Annotated in this window: 16 protein-coding genes; all 16 read left to right on the top strand. The window is 50.7% G+C overall.

Annotated features, from left to right (window positions below; all coding sequences use genetic code 11):
• Positions 1-170: 170 nt before the first annotated feature.
• The 16 genes from ylxM (at position 171) to L3D05_RS15085 (ending at position 12895) form a co-directional block, all read left to right on the top strand.
• Entirely contained in the window at positions 171-521 is a 351-nt protein-coding gene (gene ylxM / locus L3D05_RS15160; protein WP_239617089.1) for a YlxM family DNA-binding protein, read from the top strand.
• A 66-nt stretch (positions 522-587) separates the two neighbouring features.
• Positions 588-1964, top strand: a complete 1377-nt coding sequence (gene ffh / locus L3D05_RS15155) for a signal recognition particle protein (protein WP_239617087.1) — start codon at positions 588-590, stop codon at positions 1962-1964.
• A 42-nt stretch (positions 1965-2006) separates the two neighbouring features.
• Positions 2007-2279, top strand: a complete 273-nt coding sequence (gene rpsP, locus L3D05_RS15150; protein WP_239617085.1) for a 30S ribosomal protein S16 — start codon at positions 2007-2009, stop codon at positions 2277-2279.
• A 26-nt stretch (positions 2280-2305) separates the two neighbouring features.
• Entirely contained in the window at positions 2306-2539 is a 234-nt protein-coding gene (locus L3D05_RS15145; RefSeq protein ID WP_115990949.1) for a KH domain-containing protein, read from the top strand.
• Between the two features lie 198 nt (positions 2540-2737).
• Positions 2738-4123: an APC family permease gene (locus L3D05_RS15140; protein WP_239617083.1), complete on the top strand. Its 1386-nt coding sequence runs from the start codon at positions 2738-2740 to the stop codon at positions 4121-4123.
• Between the two features lie 45 nt (positions 4124-4168).
• Positions 4169-4939 carry an SDR family NAD(P)-dependent oxidoreductase gene (locus L3D05_RS15135; RefSeq protein ID WP_239617082.1) on the top strand — a complete coding sequence of 257 codons (771 nt, stop codon included), beginning with the start codon at positions 4169-4171 and terminating at the stop codon, positions 4937-4939.
• A gap of 91 nt (positions 4940-5030) precedes the next feature.
• On the top strand, positions 5031-5552 hold the full coding sequence (rimM, locus tag L3D05_RS15130) for a ribosome maturation factor RimM (protein ID WP_239617080.1): 522 nt from the start codon (positions 5031-5033) through the stop codon (positions 5550-5552).
• Position 5553: 1 nt separating this feature from the next.
• Positions 5554-6324, top strand: coding sequence for a tRNA (guanosine(37)-N1)-methyltransferase TrmD (gene trmD, locus L3D05_RS15125; RefSeq protein ID WP_239617078.1), 771 nt, complete (start codon positions 5554-5556; stop codon positions 6322-6324).
• 195 nt (positions 6325-6519) lie between these two features.
• Positions 6520-6864 carry a 50S ribosomal protein L19 gene (gene rplS, locus L3D05_RS15120; RefSeq protein WP_182301555.1) on the top strand — a complete coding sequence of 115 codons (345 nt, stop codon included), beginning with the start codon at positions 6520-6522 and terminating at the stop codon, positions 6862-6864.
• A gap of 78 nt (positions 6865-6942) precedes the next feature.
• Positions 6943-7680 (top strand): signal peptidase I, encoded by a 738-nt coding sequence (lepB, locus tag L3D05_RS15115; RefSeq protein ID WP_239617076.1) that lies wholly within the window; start codon positions 6943-6945, stop codon positions 7678-7680.
• Positions 7681-7734: 54 nt separating this feature from the next.
• Positions 7735-8607: a ribosome biogenesis GTPase YlqF gene (gene ylqF, locus L3D05_RS15110; protein WP_239617075.1), complete on the top strand. Its 873-nt coding sequence runs from the start codon at positions 7735-7737 to the stop codon at positions 8605-8607.
• Between the two features lie 136 nt (positions 8608-8743).
• A complete protein-coding gene (locus L3D05_RS15105) occupies positions 8744-9169 on the top strand; it encodes a thiol-disulfide oxidoreductase DCC family protein (protein ID WP_239617073.1) in 426 nt (141 codons plus the stop codon).
• A 156-nt stretch (positions 9170-9325) separates the two neighbouring features.
• Positions 9326-9709 (top strand): DUF5684 domain-containing protein, encoded by a 384-nt coding sequence (locus L3D05_RS15100; RefSeq protein WP_239617072.1) that lies wholly within the window; start codon positions 9326-9328, stop codon positions 9707-9709.
• Positions 9710-9952: 243 nt separating this feature from the next.
• Entirely contained in the window at positions 9953-10579 is a 627-nt protein-coding gene (gene rnhB, locus L3D05_RS15095; RefSeq protein WP_239617070.1) for a ribonuclease HII, read from the top strand.
• Between the two features lie 133 nt (positions 10580-10712).
• Positions 10713-12572 (top strand): TP0910 N-terminal domain-containing protein, encoded by a 1860-nt coding sequence (locus tag L3D05_RS15090; RefSeq protein WP_239617069.1) that lies wholly within the window; start codon positions 10713-10715, stop codon positions 12570-12572.
• Positions 12569-12895, top strand: coding sequence for an EscU/YscU/HrcU family type III secretion system export apparatus switch protein (locus L3D05_RS15085; protein WP_239617067.1), 327 nt, complete (start codon positions 12569-12571; stop codon positions 12893-12895). The genes L3D05_RS15090 and L3D05_RS15085 overlap by 4 nt, the downstream gene beginning before the upstream one ends.
• Positions 12896-12908: the final 13 nt, after the last annotated feature.

Below are 12908 nucleotides of genomic sequence, written 5' to 3'. Positions count from 1 at the left end.
GTGGAGAGATGTTAAGGGATTTCCCTTGACATCTCTTTTGCGATTGGGTAACATAGTGAAAGTAGTTTGGATGTAAAGGGTTTTTCCTTGACATTGAATTAGCGGATGCGTATCGTAAGCTTGTAACATAAGCACGAGCGTAGCCGCGGGGAATGAAGGGAGCAGCCATTGTGAACGGGGAGAACGCGCTAGAGAAGACGAACCGAATCAATGAGTTGTATGATTTTTACGGTCCCTTGCTAACCGATAAGCAACAGACATTCTTGAAATGTTATTTTCATGATGATTATACGCTGGGTGAGATCGCCGCGGATTTTCAGATTAGCAGGCAAGCGATTTATGAGCATATCAAGCGAGCGGAGCAGGTGCTGGAGGAATACGAGTCCAAGCTGCAGCTCGTGGAGCGTCACGGTAGGCTGCACGCGGGCATCGATTTGTTAGAGTCGCAGATTGCCGGATTGCCCCAGGAATGGCGTCAATCGCTCACGGAAACGGCCGCTAAGCTAAGGAATGCGGAATGATTCATTTAGAGACCCTAGACCATCGATTGATGGAGTAAAAAACCGTTCCGAAGGAGGGATGGGAATATGGCTTTTGAAGGATTATCAACCCGGCTGCAGAACGTATTCGGCAAGCTGAAGGGCAGAGGCAAAGTATCGGAAGACGACGTTAACGACGCGATGCGCGAGGTGCGTTTAGCATTGCTGGAAGCGGACGTTAACTTCAAAGTCGTCAAGGATTTCATCGCCAAGGTGAAGGAACGAGCCACGGGTCAAGAAGTGGTGAAGAGTTTCACGCCCGCGATGGTCATTATTGACATCGTTAACAAAGAATTAACCGAGCTGATGGGCGGTACCCAGGAGAAGCTCGTGAAGGCGAACAAACCGCCGACTGTTGTTCTGATGGCCGGTTTGCAGGGGGCAGGAAAGACGACGCTTACGGGTAAGCTCGCCAAGCTGTTGCAATCCCAGAACCACAAGCCGTTGCTAGTCGCGGGCGATATTTACCGTCCTGCGGCGATTAAACAGCTAGAGGTGCTCGGAGGCCAGATCGGAGTGCCGGTATTTACGCTCGGCGATCAGGTCAGTCCTGTCGAGATCGCGAAGCAAGGCGTCCAATTGGCTAAAGACCAAGGCAATGATTACGTTCTGATCGATACGGCCGGCCGTCTGCAAATCGACGCCGAGCTGATGCAAGAGATCAAAGATATTCATTCCGCGGTTAACCCTGACGAGGTGTTGCTCGTCGTCGATGCGATGACGGGGCAAGAAGCGGTTAACGTGGCGCAAAGCTTCCACGAGCAACTCGCTTTAACCGGCGTCGTTCTTACTAAGCTAGACGGTGATACGCGCGGCGGTGCTGCGCTTTCCGTTAAAGCCGTAACCGGCTGTCCGATTAAATTCGCTTCTACTGGCGAGAAAATCGATCAACTGGAAGCATTCCATCCCGATCGGATGGCATCGCGGATACTCGGCATGGGAGACATGTTGTCGCTTATCGAGAAGGCGCAGACGAACATGGACGCGGAGAAAGCCGCCGAGATGGAACGCAAGATGCGCACCGCCGATTTTACTTTCGACGATTTCCTTGAGCAGATGGAACAAGTTCGCAAGATGGGGCCGCTGGACCAATTGCTCGATATGATGCCCGGCATGAACAAGCTGAAAGGCAATCCGAACTTCAAAATCGACGAGAAGCAAATCGCCCGTACTGAAGCGATTGCCAAGTCGATGACGAAAGTGGAGAAGAAGAAGCCGGATATCATTAACTATAGCCGTCGCAAGAGGATCGCGGCAGGAAGCGGAACGACCATTGCGGACGTTAATCGCTTGCTGAAGCAATTCGAAGATATGAAAAAAATGATGAAGCAATTCTCCGGCATGATGGGCCCCAAAGGTCCTAAAGGCGGTCTCAAAGGCCTGAAAAACATGTTCGGCGGAAAAAATATGAAGTTTCCTTTCTAACGTTCTCGTTAGTCTGAATTCTAGTCAAGGAGGTGAAAGTCAATGTCAGTTCGCATTCGTTTGAAACGGATCGGTGCTCATAAAGCTCCGTTCTATCGCGTAGTGGTTTCGGATTCCCGTTCCCCGCGTGATGGACGTTTTATTGAAGAAATCGGCGTGTACAATCCGGTTGCTCAACCAGCCCACGTACAAATCGACGAGGAAAAAGCTTTGAAATGGCTGCAAAACGGCGCGCAAGCGTCCGATACCGTTCGCAACCTTCTGAGCAAAGCCGGTGTCTTGAAGAAATTCCACGAATCCAAGCTCCAGAAGTAATCGTCTCAATACCGGAGGGCTGAGCCATGGAACAATTGATTCGGGTTATTGCCCGAGCGTTGGTGGATCATCCGGAAGACGTGCAAATTCAGGTCAAGGAAGACGCGAGAGGCCTGGTGTACGAGCTTTCCGTTCATCCCGACGATGTCGGCAAAGTAATCGGCAAGCAGGGACGTATCGCTAAGGCGTTGCGTACAGTAGTCTCTTCCGCTGCGGTTAAGGAGCGGAAGCGCGTCATCGTGGACATTGTTTCGGAATAATTGGCTAAAGGGCCGTACCATGCATATGCATGGTACGGCCCTCTTTTTAAGGTTTTTTTCTACACTCATCATTATTTTATATAGAATCTTTTTATTTATGTTATATAATATTCCAAGCGAGGGGGAATGTTCTTGATTGTTAGGATGGAATAACTTGGCAAATATTACATAAATATAACACGAAACGAGGAATCCATTTTGCAAGTTAGTACACATAACAACTCACAACAGACCTCTAAACCTTCGGGTTACCAGCAAGAATTGCGCCGTGATCAAAGTACATGGCAATTGGTACGATTCGGACTGCTTTGCATGCTTCCTATCGCACCTACTCAAGTGTGGGCTGCCGCTCATGTAACCAGTATGGGGATGGCTCCTCTCGTTTACTTATTCGGCGCTCTTGCCATGTTGTTTACAGCTCTAAGTTATAAGTGGATGACTTCGGAATTTCCAGTCGCGGGATCCTCTTATTCTTATGTCCAACGCGGCATGCATCCGTACATAGGGTTTCTTGCGGGATGGTTAATCGTAATGGACTATACGATCGTACCGGGTCTGCTAGTCAAGTTCTCGACCATATGGCTAGGTACGATAGCTCCACAATTCCCGATGTGGTTAATTATTCTCGTATTCGTCGGCATTGTAACCGCAGTCGTTGCGATTAACGGCAAAGTCGCAAACTGGGTCAATAATTTCTTCCTTTTCGGACAACTAAGCTTGATTGCCATTTTCTTGATTTGCGCTTTTAAAATCGTTATTATCGACGGTTATGGATTTGGCGGCTTCAGCTTCAAGCCTTTCTACAACTCAGATACCTTCTCATTTAATGCTCTTGCAAGCGCTGCAACGATCGGCATGCTTGGTTTCATCGGTTTCGATAGCATCGCTACTCAATCCGAAGAGGCGAAAAACGCGCGTAAAGCCGTTGGAAACTCCGTAATCCTTAGTTTAGTCATTATTGCTCTGCTGTTCCTTGGACAAGGTTATATGGCGGCACTCGTGCATCCGGATTACATCAATCTTGATCCAGACATGGGCTACTTCGATGTCATTCGCGAAGCTGGCGGCGATTATCTTTACTATGCTTTTATTATCCTTGGCGTTATTTTTGTTGGGATTGCGAATGTTATTCCCGTTCTTTCGGCCATTTCACGCGTACTTTATGCAATGGCACGCGACAACACCATTCCTTTCTCCGGATTTTTCAAGCAAGTAAACAAGAAATATCAAACACCCATGAACGCAACCCTATTCGTCGGAATACTCTCCATCGGGATTGCATTTTTCGTTGAACTTGATTTCCTTTCGCGGCTCGTTAATTTTGGCGCAATGGCGACTTACTTCCTATTGAATATCGCCGTCATTACCCACTTTCTGTTCAAAAAGAAGCAATATCAAGGCGCGAGCATTTTGAAATACGGTATTTTGCCTCTAATCGGAGCTGCGATCATCGGATTTATATTTTCGGGATTCGATTCTCTGACTTACGTGATCGGTTTTTCATGGCTTGCAATCGGCGTAGTCATCTTAGTATCGAGATTAAAATCTTATAAAGATATTCCTCCGGTTATCGAGGAAGTATAATGACCTTCAACTCCAATCATCACATCATAAGGGGATTTCATTTTTATGAACTTAAACGGCAAAATAGCAATCGTTACGGGTGCGGCAAATGAACAGGGAATCGGATACGCGATCGCGAAGAAATTTCTCGAGTATGGCGCTATAGTGACTATTACGGATGTCAATCCGCATATCCAAGAAGCGGCCGATCGGCTTCAAGCGATAACAGGCAGGCCGATTACCGGAATCCAGCTAGACGTCACGCATTTTAACGCTATGTCGGAAGCGATTTCTTCTATCCGCGACCAGTACGGCCGTATTGACATCGTCGTCAATAACGCAGCCGTTAACATTCCTGGCGACAGCATCGAAGCATCGCTGGATGAATGGGATCTGCACTACAACGTTAATGTTAAATCGCAGTTTATTATGAGTAAATTGGTTACGCCGATTATGCGTCAGCAGCGCTATGGCAAAATCGTGAATATCGCTTCGGTTAATAGCTACATCGCCGAGAAGCAGTTATATGCCTACATCGGAACGAAGGGTGCGGTCCGTCAGCAAACGATGGCCGACGCTCTCGACAACGCCCCTTATGGCATTAATATCAATTGCATCGGGCCAGGCCTTGTCAATACGGGGTTCAATGATCCGCATCACGATAAAGTGGACGGCGGCCGCGATGAAGTGATGAAGCATATTACGGAGATTAATCCATCGGGACGGGCAGTCGAAGCCGAGGAGATTGCCAATATGGCACTCTTCCTAGCTAGTGATCTTGCATCAGGCTGCGTTGGGGGCTACTATCCCGTAGATGGCGGATACAGTATCAAGTAGTCGCGTACATCTCGCGGCGTTTGCGAATTCCGACTTCGATGCTATATTATAGGTACTGATGTTTTGTGCTGAATCGAAGGGAGTTTATTCCATGTCTGACGAGCGTTTGCTCAACATAGGTAAGATCGTGAATACACACGGTATCAAAGGGGAACTTAAAATTTATCCGCAGACGGATTTCCCCGAGGTGAGATTCAAAGTGGGTAACAAGCTCATGATGTTTCCACCTGAATCCGGCGCACCGATCGAGATTGAAATCGTCGCCGCGCGCGAACAGAAGACGATGTATATCGTCAAAATAAAGGGCTACGATAACATCAACCAAGTGGAAAAATACAAGGGCTGGGAGCTTAAGGTAAACGAGAACGATCGCGTGCCGCTGCCAGAAGGCGAGTATTACTTCCGCGATATTCTGGGTTGCGAGGTTATTACCGAAGAGGACGAGCTGCTGGGAACGGTTACGGATATTTTGTCGCCGGGCGCTAATGACGTATGGGTCGTGAAGCTGGCGAAGGGTAAGGAGCTTCTGCTGCCCGTCATTGACGACGTCGTACTGGACGTGGACGTAGCCGCCCGCAAAATCAAAGTGCACCTGATGGAAGGGTTGCTCTAAGATGCGTATCGATGTATTGACTTTATTTCCGGAAATGTTCACGGGCGTGTTCGGTTCAAGTATTCTGGGCAAAGCCCGGGACAAAGGGATCTTCTCGCTGAATACGGTGAACTTTCGCGATTTCTCGAATAATAAACATAACACGGTCGACGATATGCCCTATGGCGGCGGCGGGGGAATGGTGCTGAAGGCGGAGCCGATCTTCGGGGCGGTCGAACATCTGCTCGAGCAACAATCCGACAGCCATGTTCCGCAAGCCGAGGAAGGAAAGAAGCCTCGAGTCATTCTTATGTGCCCACAAGGCAAAACCTTCTCCCAGGAGGTTGCGCAAGAGCTTTCTAAGGAGTCCCATCTGATCTTTATTTGCGGGCATTACGAGGGCTACGACGAACGTATACGGGAGTACTTAGTTACGGACGAGCTTTCTGTTGGAGATTACGTGCTTACCGGTGGAGAGCTACCGGCGATGGTCGTCGTCGATTCCGTCGTGAGGCTGCTTCCCGGCGTGCTCGGCAACGAGCAGTCTGCCGTAACGGATTCCTTCAGCGACGGTTTGCTCGAGTACCCGCATTATACGCGTCCCGCCGAGTTTCGGGGATGGAAAGTGCCTGATACGCTGTTATCGGGGCATCACGCAGAAATCGTAAAATGGCGGCGCAAACAATCGTTAGAACGAACGTTGGCCAGACGCCCGGAGCTGCTTGAGCAGGCCGAGTTGACGGCTGCGGAGCGCAAGTGGCTGCAAAGCCTTTCCATCGAACGGGAACAATAGACATTTACCGCCAAGATAGGGTTGTAATTTGTTCGGGGATATGATAAAATTTCAAATGTTGTTTTGTCTTTGTTCTTCGAATGGAGCGGGACAAACGAATTGTACGAGTAGGACGGTCCTCTGCACGCCATGATCCGAATGAGGACATTCGGGGAGCGGGGTACGAACGTCTGTTATGGAAGGAGTGAACACTCAATGAGCAACCTAATTCAAGCGATCACGCAAGAGCAACTTCGCAAAGACGTACCAAGCTTCCGTCCGGGCGATACGCTTAAAGTACACGTGAAAGTCGTCGAGGGTTCCCGTGAGCGCGTACAGCTGTTCGAAGGCGTTGTTATTAAACGTCGCGGCGGCGGAATCAGCGAAACATTCACGGTTCGTAAAATTTCTTATGGCGTTGGCGTAGAACGTGCTTTCCCAGTACATTCCCCGCGCATCGAGAAAATCGAAGTGGCTCGCCGCGGTAAAGTTCGCCGCGCGAAACTGTACTACCTACGCAACCTGCGTGGTAAGGCAGCACGGATCAAAGAAATTCGATAAGAGCGTCAGAGGAGGGCTTGGCAAAGTTCAAGTCCTCCTTTTTGCATTTTTAATAAGAGAAAGCAGAGGCGATTGCGAATGGAAAAAGATCAAATCACACAACCAAACGAATCCGCCGAACGAGAAGCAGCCTCTGTTTCCGATGAGCAAGCGATTCGGGATTCACTTTCAAACCAAAATCAAGCCAATAGCTCGAATAACGGCAATTCAAGCCCAAGCCGTTCGGACAAGGCTAAGAAATCCCGCGCGGGCAATGAGTTGACGGAATGGATTAAAGCGTTGGCGATAGCGGGTATTCTTGTTTTCGTCATCCGTTGGTTCTTGGTCAGTCCTTTTATCGTCGACGGGCAATCGATGGAACCGAACTTCTGGGACCGCGAGCGTATTATCGTTAACAAAATTATTTTCGACATACGTGAACCGAAGCACGGAGAAGTCATCGTATTCCACGTTCCTAACGAAGGAAGAGATTTCATTAAACGGGTTATCGGGGTGCCGGGCGATACCGTTAAAGTCGAAGACGACAAAGTGTACATAAACGGACAGCAAGTGGACGAGACTTACTTGAAGGAAGCGTACGACAAAGCACATGCGCAAGGCGTGCTGTACAATAAACAAGACGACGAACGGGCCAACTTCCCGAATAACGAGTTTCCGGACGGCATAGTGCCGGAGGGTCACGTGTTCGTGATGGGCGACAATCGCTCGAACAGCGAGGATAGCCGGATGATCGGCTACGTTTCGATGAAAGAGATCGTAGGTCGAGCCGATCTGATCTTCTGGCCGATCAAGGATTTCAGCTTGGTCAAGCATTAAGATAAGCGAGGGGATCTTCCCCTCGCGTTGTTGTCTGTAAGAGAGGTGAACGATATGACGATACAATGGTTTCCGGGCCATATGACCCGGGCGAAGCGGCAAATCGAAGATAAGCTTAAGTTGATCGACGTCGTCTTCGAACTGCTCGACGCCAGAATTCCGCAATCGAGCCGAAATCCGATGGTGGACGAAATAACCGCATCGAAACCCCGTCTCGTGCTGCTGAATAAAGCGGATTTGGCGGACCCTGATCAAACGGCCGAATGGAGCCGCTATTTCCGGTCGCAAGGACTTGCGACACACGCGATCGACGCGAACGCAGGCGCGGGAGTGAAAGAGCTGGCTAGCAAGGCTAAGGAATTGCTTCAGGAGAAGATCCAGAAACAGATCAGTAAAGGCATGAAGCCTCGTCCGATTCGCGCGCTTATCGTCGGAATACCGAACGTAGGCAAATCTACGTTGATCAATCGATTGGCCGGCCGGAACATCGCTGTTACCGGTGATCGTCCGGGCGTAACGAAAGGCCAACAATGGATTCGTTTCGGCGGAGAATTGGAGTTGCTCGACACCCCGGGTATTCTATGGCCGAAATTCGATGATCCGATAGCCGGTTTCCGCTTGGCGGCAACCGGAGCGATCAAAGAGGATGTGCTTCATCTCGACGAAGTCGCTTGCTTCGTCCTGAAGGTGCTCGTCGAAAATTACGGGTCCGCCTTGTCGGAACGTTACGGCTTAGAAGGACTTCCATCCGAGTTACCGGATATGCAGGCTGCGATCGACGTGCTGGAAAGCATCGGTAAACGCCGCGGGTGTCTCGTGAGCGGAGGTCATGTCGATTACGAGAAAGCAGCGACTTTATTGCTGCGCGACTTGCGATCGGGCAAACTTGGCCGCATGACGTTGGAAAGTCCGGAATTCGCGGAATGAACCGAATAGGAAACGTGCACGAAATGCTGCTTCTAGGCGAATTCTTCGCCAGGGGCAGTTTTTTGTTTTGCGTATCGCTTATGTGTGTTAAATTACGTATAATTCCCCACCGACATTAAACGAAGGAGGTAACGCGATGTGCGCTAAAAAGAAACAATCGAAAGATCCCGTTATTCTCTTAATCGACGGTCAGTGCAATATGTGTCATGGCATTTCCAAGTTTGTCATCCGGAGGGACCCGTCTGCCAAATTCCGGTTTGCATCGCTGCAATCGGAAACGGGACAACGATTGCTGCAAGACGGAGGGTTATCCAGAACCCGATTGGATACGTTCATCATGATCGATAACGGTCGGTACGATATAAAATCGACAGCCGCATTGCGAACTTTCCGAAAGCTTGGAGGGGCATGGGCTTTATTGTATACAGGCATAATTGTCCCAAGGGCCATCCGAGACCGGGTATATGAATTCATAGCCAAGAGACGTTATCGTTGGTTCGGGTACAACGAAAGCTGTCTGATCCCGACGGAAGACGTTCGGAAACGGTTTATAGACGATTAGCGCGAGACGGGAGAAGTAGAGGAGATAGATTGTAGGGAAATAACGGTAAATAAACTTGTTCAAGTTGTAGAATTAAGAAGGATAATGACGAATAACATCGAAATATAGGAAGTACATTTTTGACTCTGTTTCCAATATTAAGGGGAGGCTATTCAATTGTTGTTCGTTGTCCTGTTTTCAATTGTTCTTTATTTCTTAGTGTGCGGAGCCTACTATTCGCTCGCTAAGAAAGCTAATCTAGATGGGATTGCCTGGTTTGCGTTCATTCCGATCTTAAGCCAAATTTTAAAGCTAAAGATGATTAAAGAAAGCGGATGGATGATTCTGCTCATGGTGATCCCGCTGGTTAACTTTATCTTTACGATTATTTGGGAAGTTAAATTGCTTAACGCATTCGGCAAGAACGGAGCGCATGTCTTGTTCTTCGTCTTCCTCTCTCCCGTTTACCTAATTCAATGGTTGGTTTGGGGATACTCTAGCAATACGACATACCGGTTATCCAATCCGATTAACCCTAACGGGCCGAATGCTGCTTATTAAAAGCGGCAACTTTAGTACTTAATGTTTCGAAATTAATGAGGTCAAATAGGTTAAAAATGTACAAAGCTTCTAAGGAGCCACATCCGATTGCGGAGTGGCTTTTTATTTTTTTGGAGATTGGAAAAAAGATTTAACATCACCTTGTCGTTATGACTTTCATGGAAGGCGTTAATTAATGCTTGGCTTTCTAGCTAGGATATCGGAAAATAAGAGGAAGGTAAGGATTTAGGGGGCAATACGAGTATGAGTGAAATCAATCGATTGGCATATGAAAGCGAGCTATGGGCGCAGGGGTTGACGGCCATAGCCGGGGTAGACGAAGTCGGACGAGGCTGCTTGTTCGGGGATGTGGTGGCGGCGGCCGTCGTTTTGCCGGTGGGGCTCGTGCTCGAAGAAGTGAACGACTCGAAACAGATTAGCGAGAAAAAGCGGGACAGGTTATATGAGCTCATTATCGAGGAAGCCGTTTCTTGGTCGGTAGCGCGAGTCGAAAGTTCCGTTATCGATTCGATTAACATCCGGCAAGCGTCAAGATTGGCAATGAAGCAGGCCGTGCAAGGACTAAGCGTAACGCCCGAGTATTTATTAGTCGACGCGGAAACCGTCGATCTCAAGCTGGCGCAGGCCGCAATCATTAAGGGAGACAGCTTAAGCCAATCCATCGCGGCGGCTTCGATCATCGCCAAGGTGACGCGGGACCGTCTATGCACGGAGGTTTGGGATTCCTTGTATCCCGGTTATGGGATTGCCGTACATAAAGGATACGCGACGAAGGTTCATCGGGAAGCTTTGCTAGAGCTGGGGCCGACGCCGATGCATCGGAGAAGCTTTCTCAAAAACTTATTCGTAGAACAGCAGGAACTGTTCTGATCGAATAATGTGAACAATTTCATTCAACGGGATGGATATAAATACCGATACATAGGATAGGAACTTCCTAATTAAAGAGGATCGGCTTCCGATTTCAAGGATATAGAAGATAGATTGAAAGGAGGAACGCGGCATGAGCATGAACATCGGTCCGATGCTTCGAGCAATAATGGGAGATGCACAGCCAACGGACGGTCGCGCGCTAGAGTTGAAAATCGGCCAGATCGTAAGAGGCGTGCTTCTAGAGTTGATGGAAAACCAAGAGGCATTGGTCAACATCAACGGAGTTCAGGTGAGAGCAAAGCTCGATGCGGAAATGGCCGTAGGCAAAAGCACGCTATTGCAAGTGCAGCCGGGCGGAGCTGGCGGTCTAGTGACGCTAAAGCCGTTGACCGATGCTTCGGAAGGGATGCCGGAAGAAGGGCTGAAGGATATTCTGAAGACTTTCGGCTTGCCGGAGCAGAAATGGGCAATGGAGCTTCTTCGCGGGCTCAAGCGCGATGGATACCCGATCGGCAAAGAAACCGCGTCGTTCTTCCATACGGCTGCGGCAATGAAGCCCGCGGGAGTCGACGCGGCCACTTGGTCGAGCGCATCGGATGTCGCGTTCCGGCGCGGTCTAGCGCCGACGGAAACGACCCTTTCTTCGCTTAGGCAAGCGTTGTTCGGCCAACCGATTCATGATGAGCTGGCAAGCTTGCGGACGGCTGTAGAAAGTTGGCTAGGAGGGGCGAAAGCGCCTCCCGCGGATGCGGCAGCGTTAGGTCAAAGGCTGCAAAGCTTGCTTTCCCAAGGTGCTGCTCTAATCGCTGAGGGAGAAGCGCATTTGGCTGGGGAAGAAACGTTGACGAAGGCGGCTTCCAACGGAACGGAAGCCGAGAAGGCGCAAGCGGCAAACCAGGCGAAAGAGACGGGAAGCGGTAAACTCTCAAGCGAGAGCGGTAAAGTCGCTTCCGATTCGGCAATGGCCAGAGGAGATGCGGCTCGGTCAGGGAACGCGATGGCGGGAACGGCTTCGCAGCAGGCGCAGTCGCAAATCCCGGCGGCACAAGCAGGTGCCGCCGGCTCGAAGGGCGCGCCGCAGGAAGCTGCGCGCGCAGTAGCCTTGCCGCCGGAGCCGCCGCGTCCGGCGGCTGAAGGCGGTGCGGCAGCGGCGAATCGCGCAGCCGCTGCCGAAGTCGGCGCGGCCGCCGATGGCCGCCGCGCCTTCGCGCAGGCTGACGGTGCGCAGCCGTCAGCCGCCAAACCGGAAGCGGCGTGGATCGGCCGCTTCCTGCAGTGGCTCGGCGTCGGGCATGAGCGGCAGCTCCTGCACGTCGCCGAGCAGCGGTTGCCCGGTGGCGGTGACGCCGGGCTTGCCACGGGCGCAGCCGCTGCTCTTGCGGCCGGGGATGCCCCCGGGCAAGAGGCGCGGCCCGCCGCGGAGACGCTCAAGAGCGCGTTGCTCGCCCTTGCGGCGCACGATGACGTGCCTCCCGCTCTGCGGGAAGCGGCGCAGACGTTGGCCAATCAAGTAACCGGCCAACAATTGCTGCTTACCTCCGACCGGAGCAATGTAGCCCCCTTCAGCCACATGACGCTGTTCGTGCCAATGAAAGGCGCGGACGGAGATACGACGGCTACCGTTCACGTCCAGACGAGGCGTAGTCGTCGCGGAGAATGGGACACCGACAATTGCCATCTGTTGTTCGACCTAAAGATGCGGAACATAGGGGATACAGTCGTAGACGTCCAAGTCGTAGATCGAATCGTCTCCTTGAAGTTGCTAAGCGATTTTCCGGGAATGACGAATTTGCTTGACCTAGCCCGCGACGAATTGGCTTCAGGAATGTCGTCAGCCGGGTTTCAGCTACTATCGTTATCGACCTCTCCTCTTCCGGCATGGAAGGGCGGATCAGCCGCGTCCGCAATTGTTGCGGCCGGCTCCGACAAAGCGGCTGTTGCAAGCGCCTATTCCGCTAAACCGTATAAGGGAGTCGACTATAGAGCATGAAGCAAGAGGGTTTCCGCAAACAGAATGTACCTAAGAAAGCTGTAGCGCTCAAATATGAACCGGAGAATGGATCGGCGCCAACCGTCATCGCGAAAGGCCAAGGTGTTATCGCGGACGAGATTATGCGCCGGGCGCTAGAGAACGGAGTTCCGTTGCAAGAGGATTCCTCTCTCGTCGAGGTTCTATCTAAGCTTGACTTGAACCAGGAAATTCCTCCCGAGCTTTATACGCTTGTCGCGGAAGTACTTAGCTTCGTATACCGGTCGGATCGTCGCGCCGGTCTGAAGGCGAAGAACAAAGGCAACAAGCCTAACCTGCCTTAAGGAGACGTCGTTC

This window comes from Cohnella mopanensis, from assembly GCF_022352055.1.
Lineage (GTDB): Bacteria > Bacillota > Bacilli > Paenibacillales > Paenibacillaceae > Cohnella > Cohnella mopanensis.
The sequence above is the reverse complement of the archived record's forward strand: the minus strand, read 5'-3'. Positions and strand labels throughout refer to the sequence as shown.

What these genes read in the sequence shown, in the direction of transcription:
- rplS (WP_182301555.1), top strand. Translation starts at nt 6,520, where the DNA reads ATGAGCAACCTAATTCAAGCGATCACGCAAGAGCAACTTCGCAAAGAC.
- ylqF (WP_239617075.1), top strand. Translation starts at nt 7,735, where the DNA reads ATGACGATACAATGGTTTCCGGGCCATATGACCCGGGCGAAGCGGCAA.
- trmD (WP_239617078.1), top strand. Translation starts at nt 5,554, where the DNA reads ATGCGTATCGATGTATTGACTTTATTTCCGGAAATGTTCACGGGCGTG.
- L3D05_RS15085 (WP_239617067.1), top strand. Translation starts at nt 12,569, where the DNA reads ATGAAGCAAGAGGGTTTCCGCAAACAGAATGTACCTAAGAAAGCTGTA.
- rpsP (WP_239617085.1), top strand. Translation starts at nt 2,007, where the DNA reads ATGTCAGTTCGCATTCGTTTGAAACGGATCGGTGCTCATAAAGCTCCG.
- ffh (WP_239617087.1), top strand. Translation starts at nt 588, where the DNA reads ATGGCTTTTGAAGGATTATCAACCCGGCTGCAGAACGTATTCGGCAAG.
- L3D05_RS15135 (WP_239617082.1), top strand. Translation starts at nt 4,169, where the DNA reads ATGAACTTAAACGGCAAAATAGCAATCGTTACGGGTGCGGCAAATGAA.
- L3D05_RS15105 (WP_239617073.1), top strand. Translation starts at nt 8,744, where the DNA reads ATGTGCGCTAAAAAGAAACAATCGAAAGATCCCGTTATTCTCTTAATC.
- lepB (WP_239617076.1), top strand. Translation starts at nt 6,943, where the DNA reads ATGGAAAAAGATCAAATCACACAACCAAACGAATCCGCCGAACGAGAA.
- L3D05_RS15090 (WP_239617069.1), top strand. Translation starts at nt 10,713, where the DNA reads ATGAGCATGAACATCGGTCCGATGCTTCGAGCAATAATGGGAGATGCA.
- L3D05_RS15145 (WP_115990949.1), top strand. Translation starts at nt 2,306, where the DNA reads ATGGAACAATTGATTCGGGTTATTGCCCGAGCGTTGGTGGATCATCCG.
- rnhB (WP_239617070.1), top strand. Translation starts at nt 9,953, where the DNA reads ATGAGTGAAATCAATCGATTGGCATATGAAAGCGAGCTATGGGCGCAG.
- rimM (WP_239617080.1), top strand. Translation starts at nt 5,031, where the DNA reads ATGTCTGACGAGCGTTTGCTCAACATAGGTAAGATCGTGAATACACAC.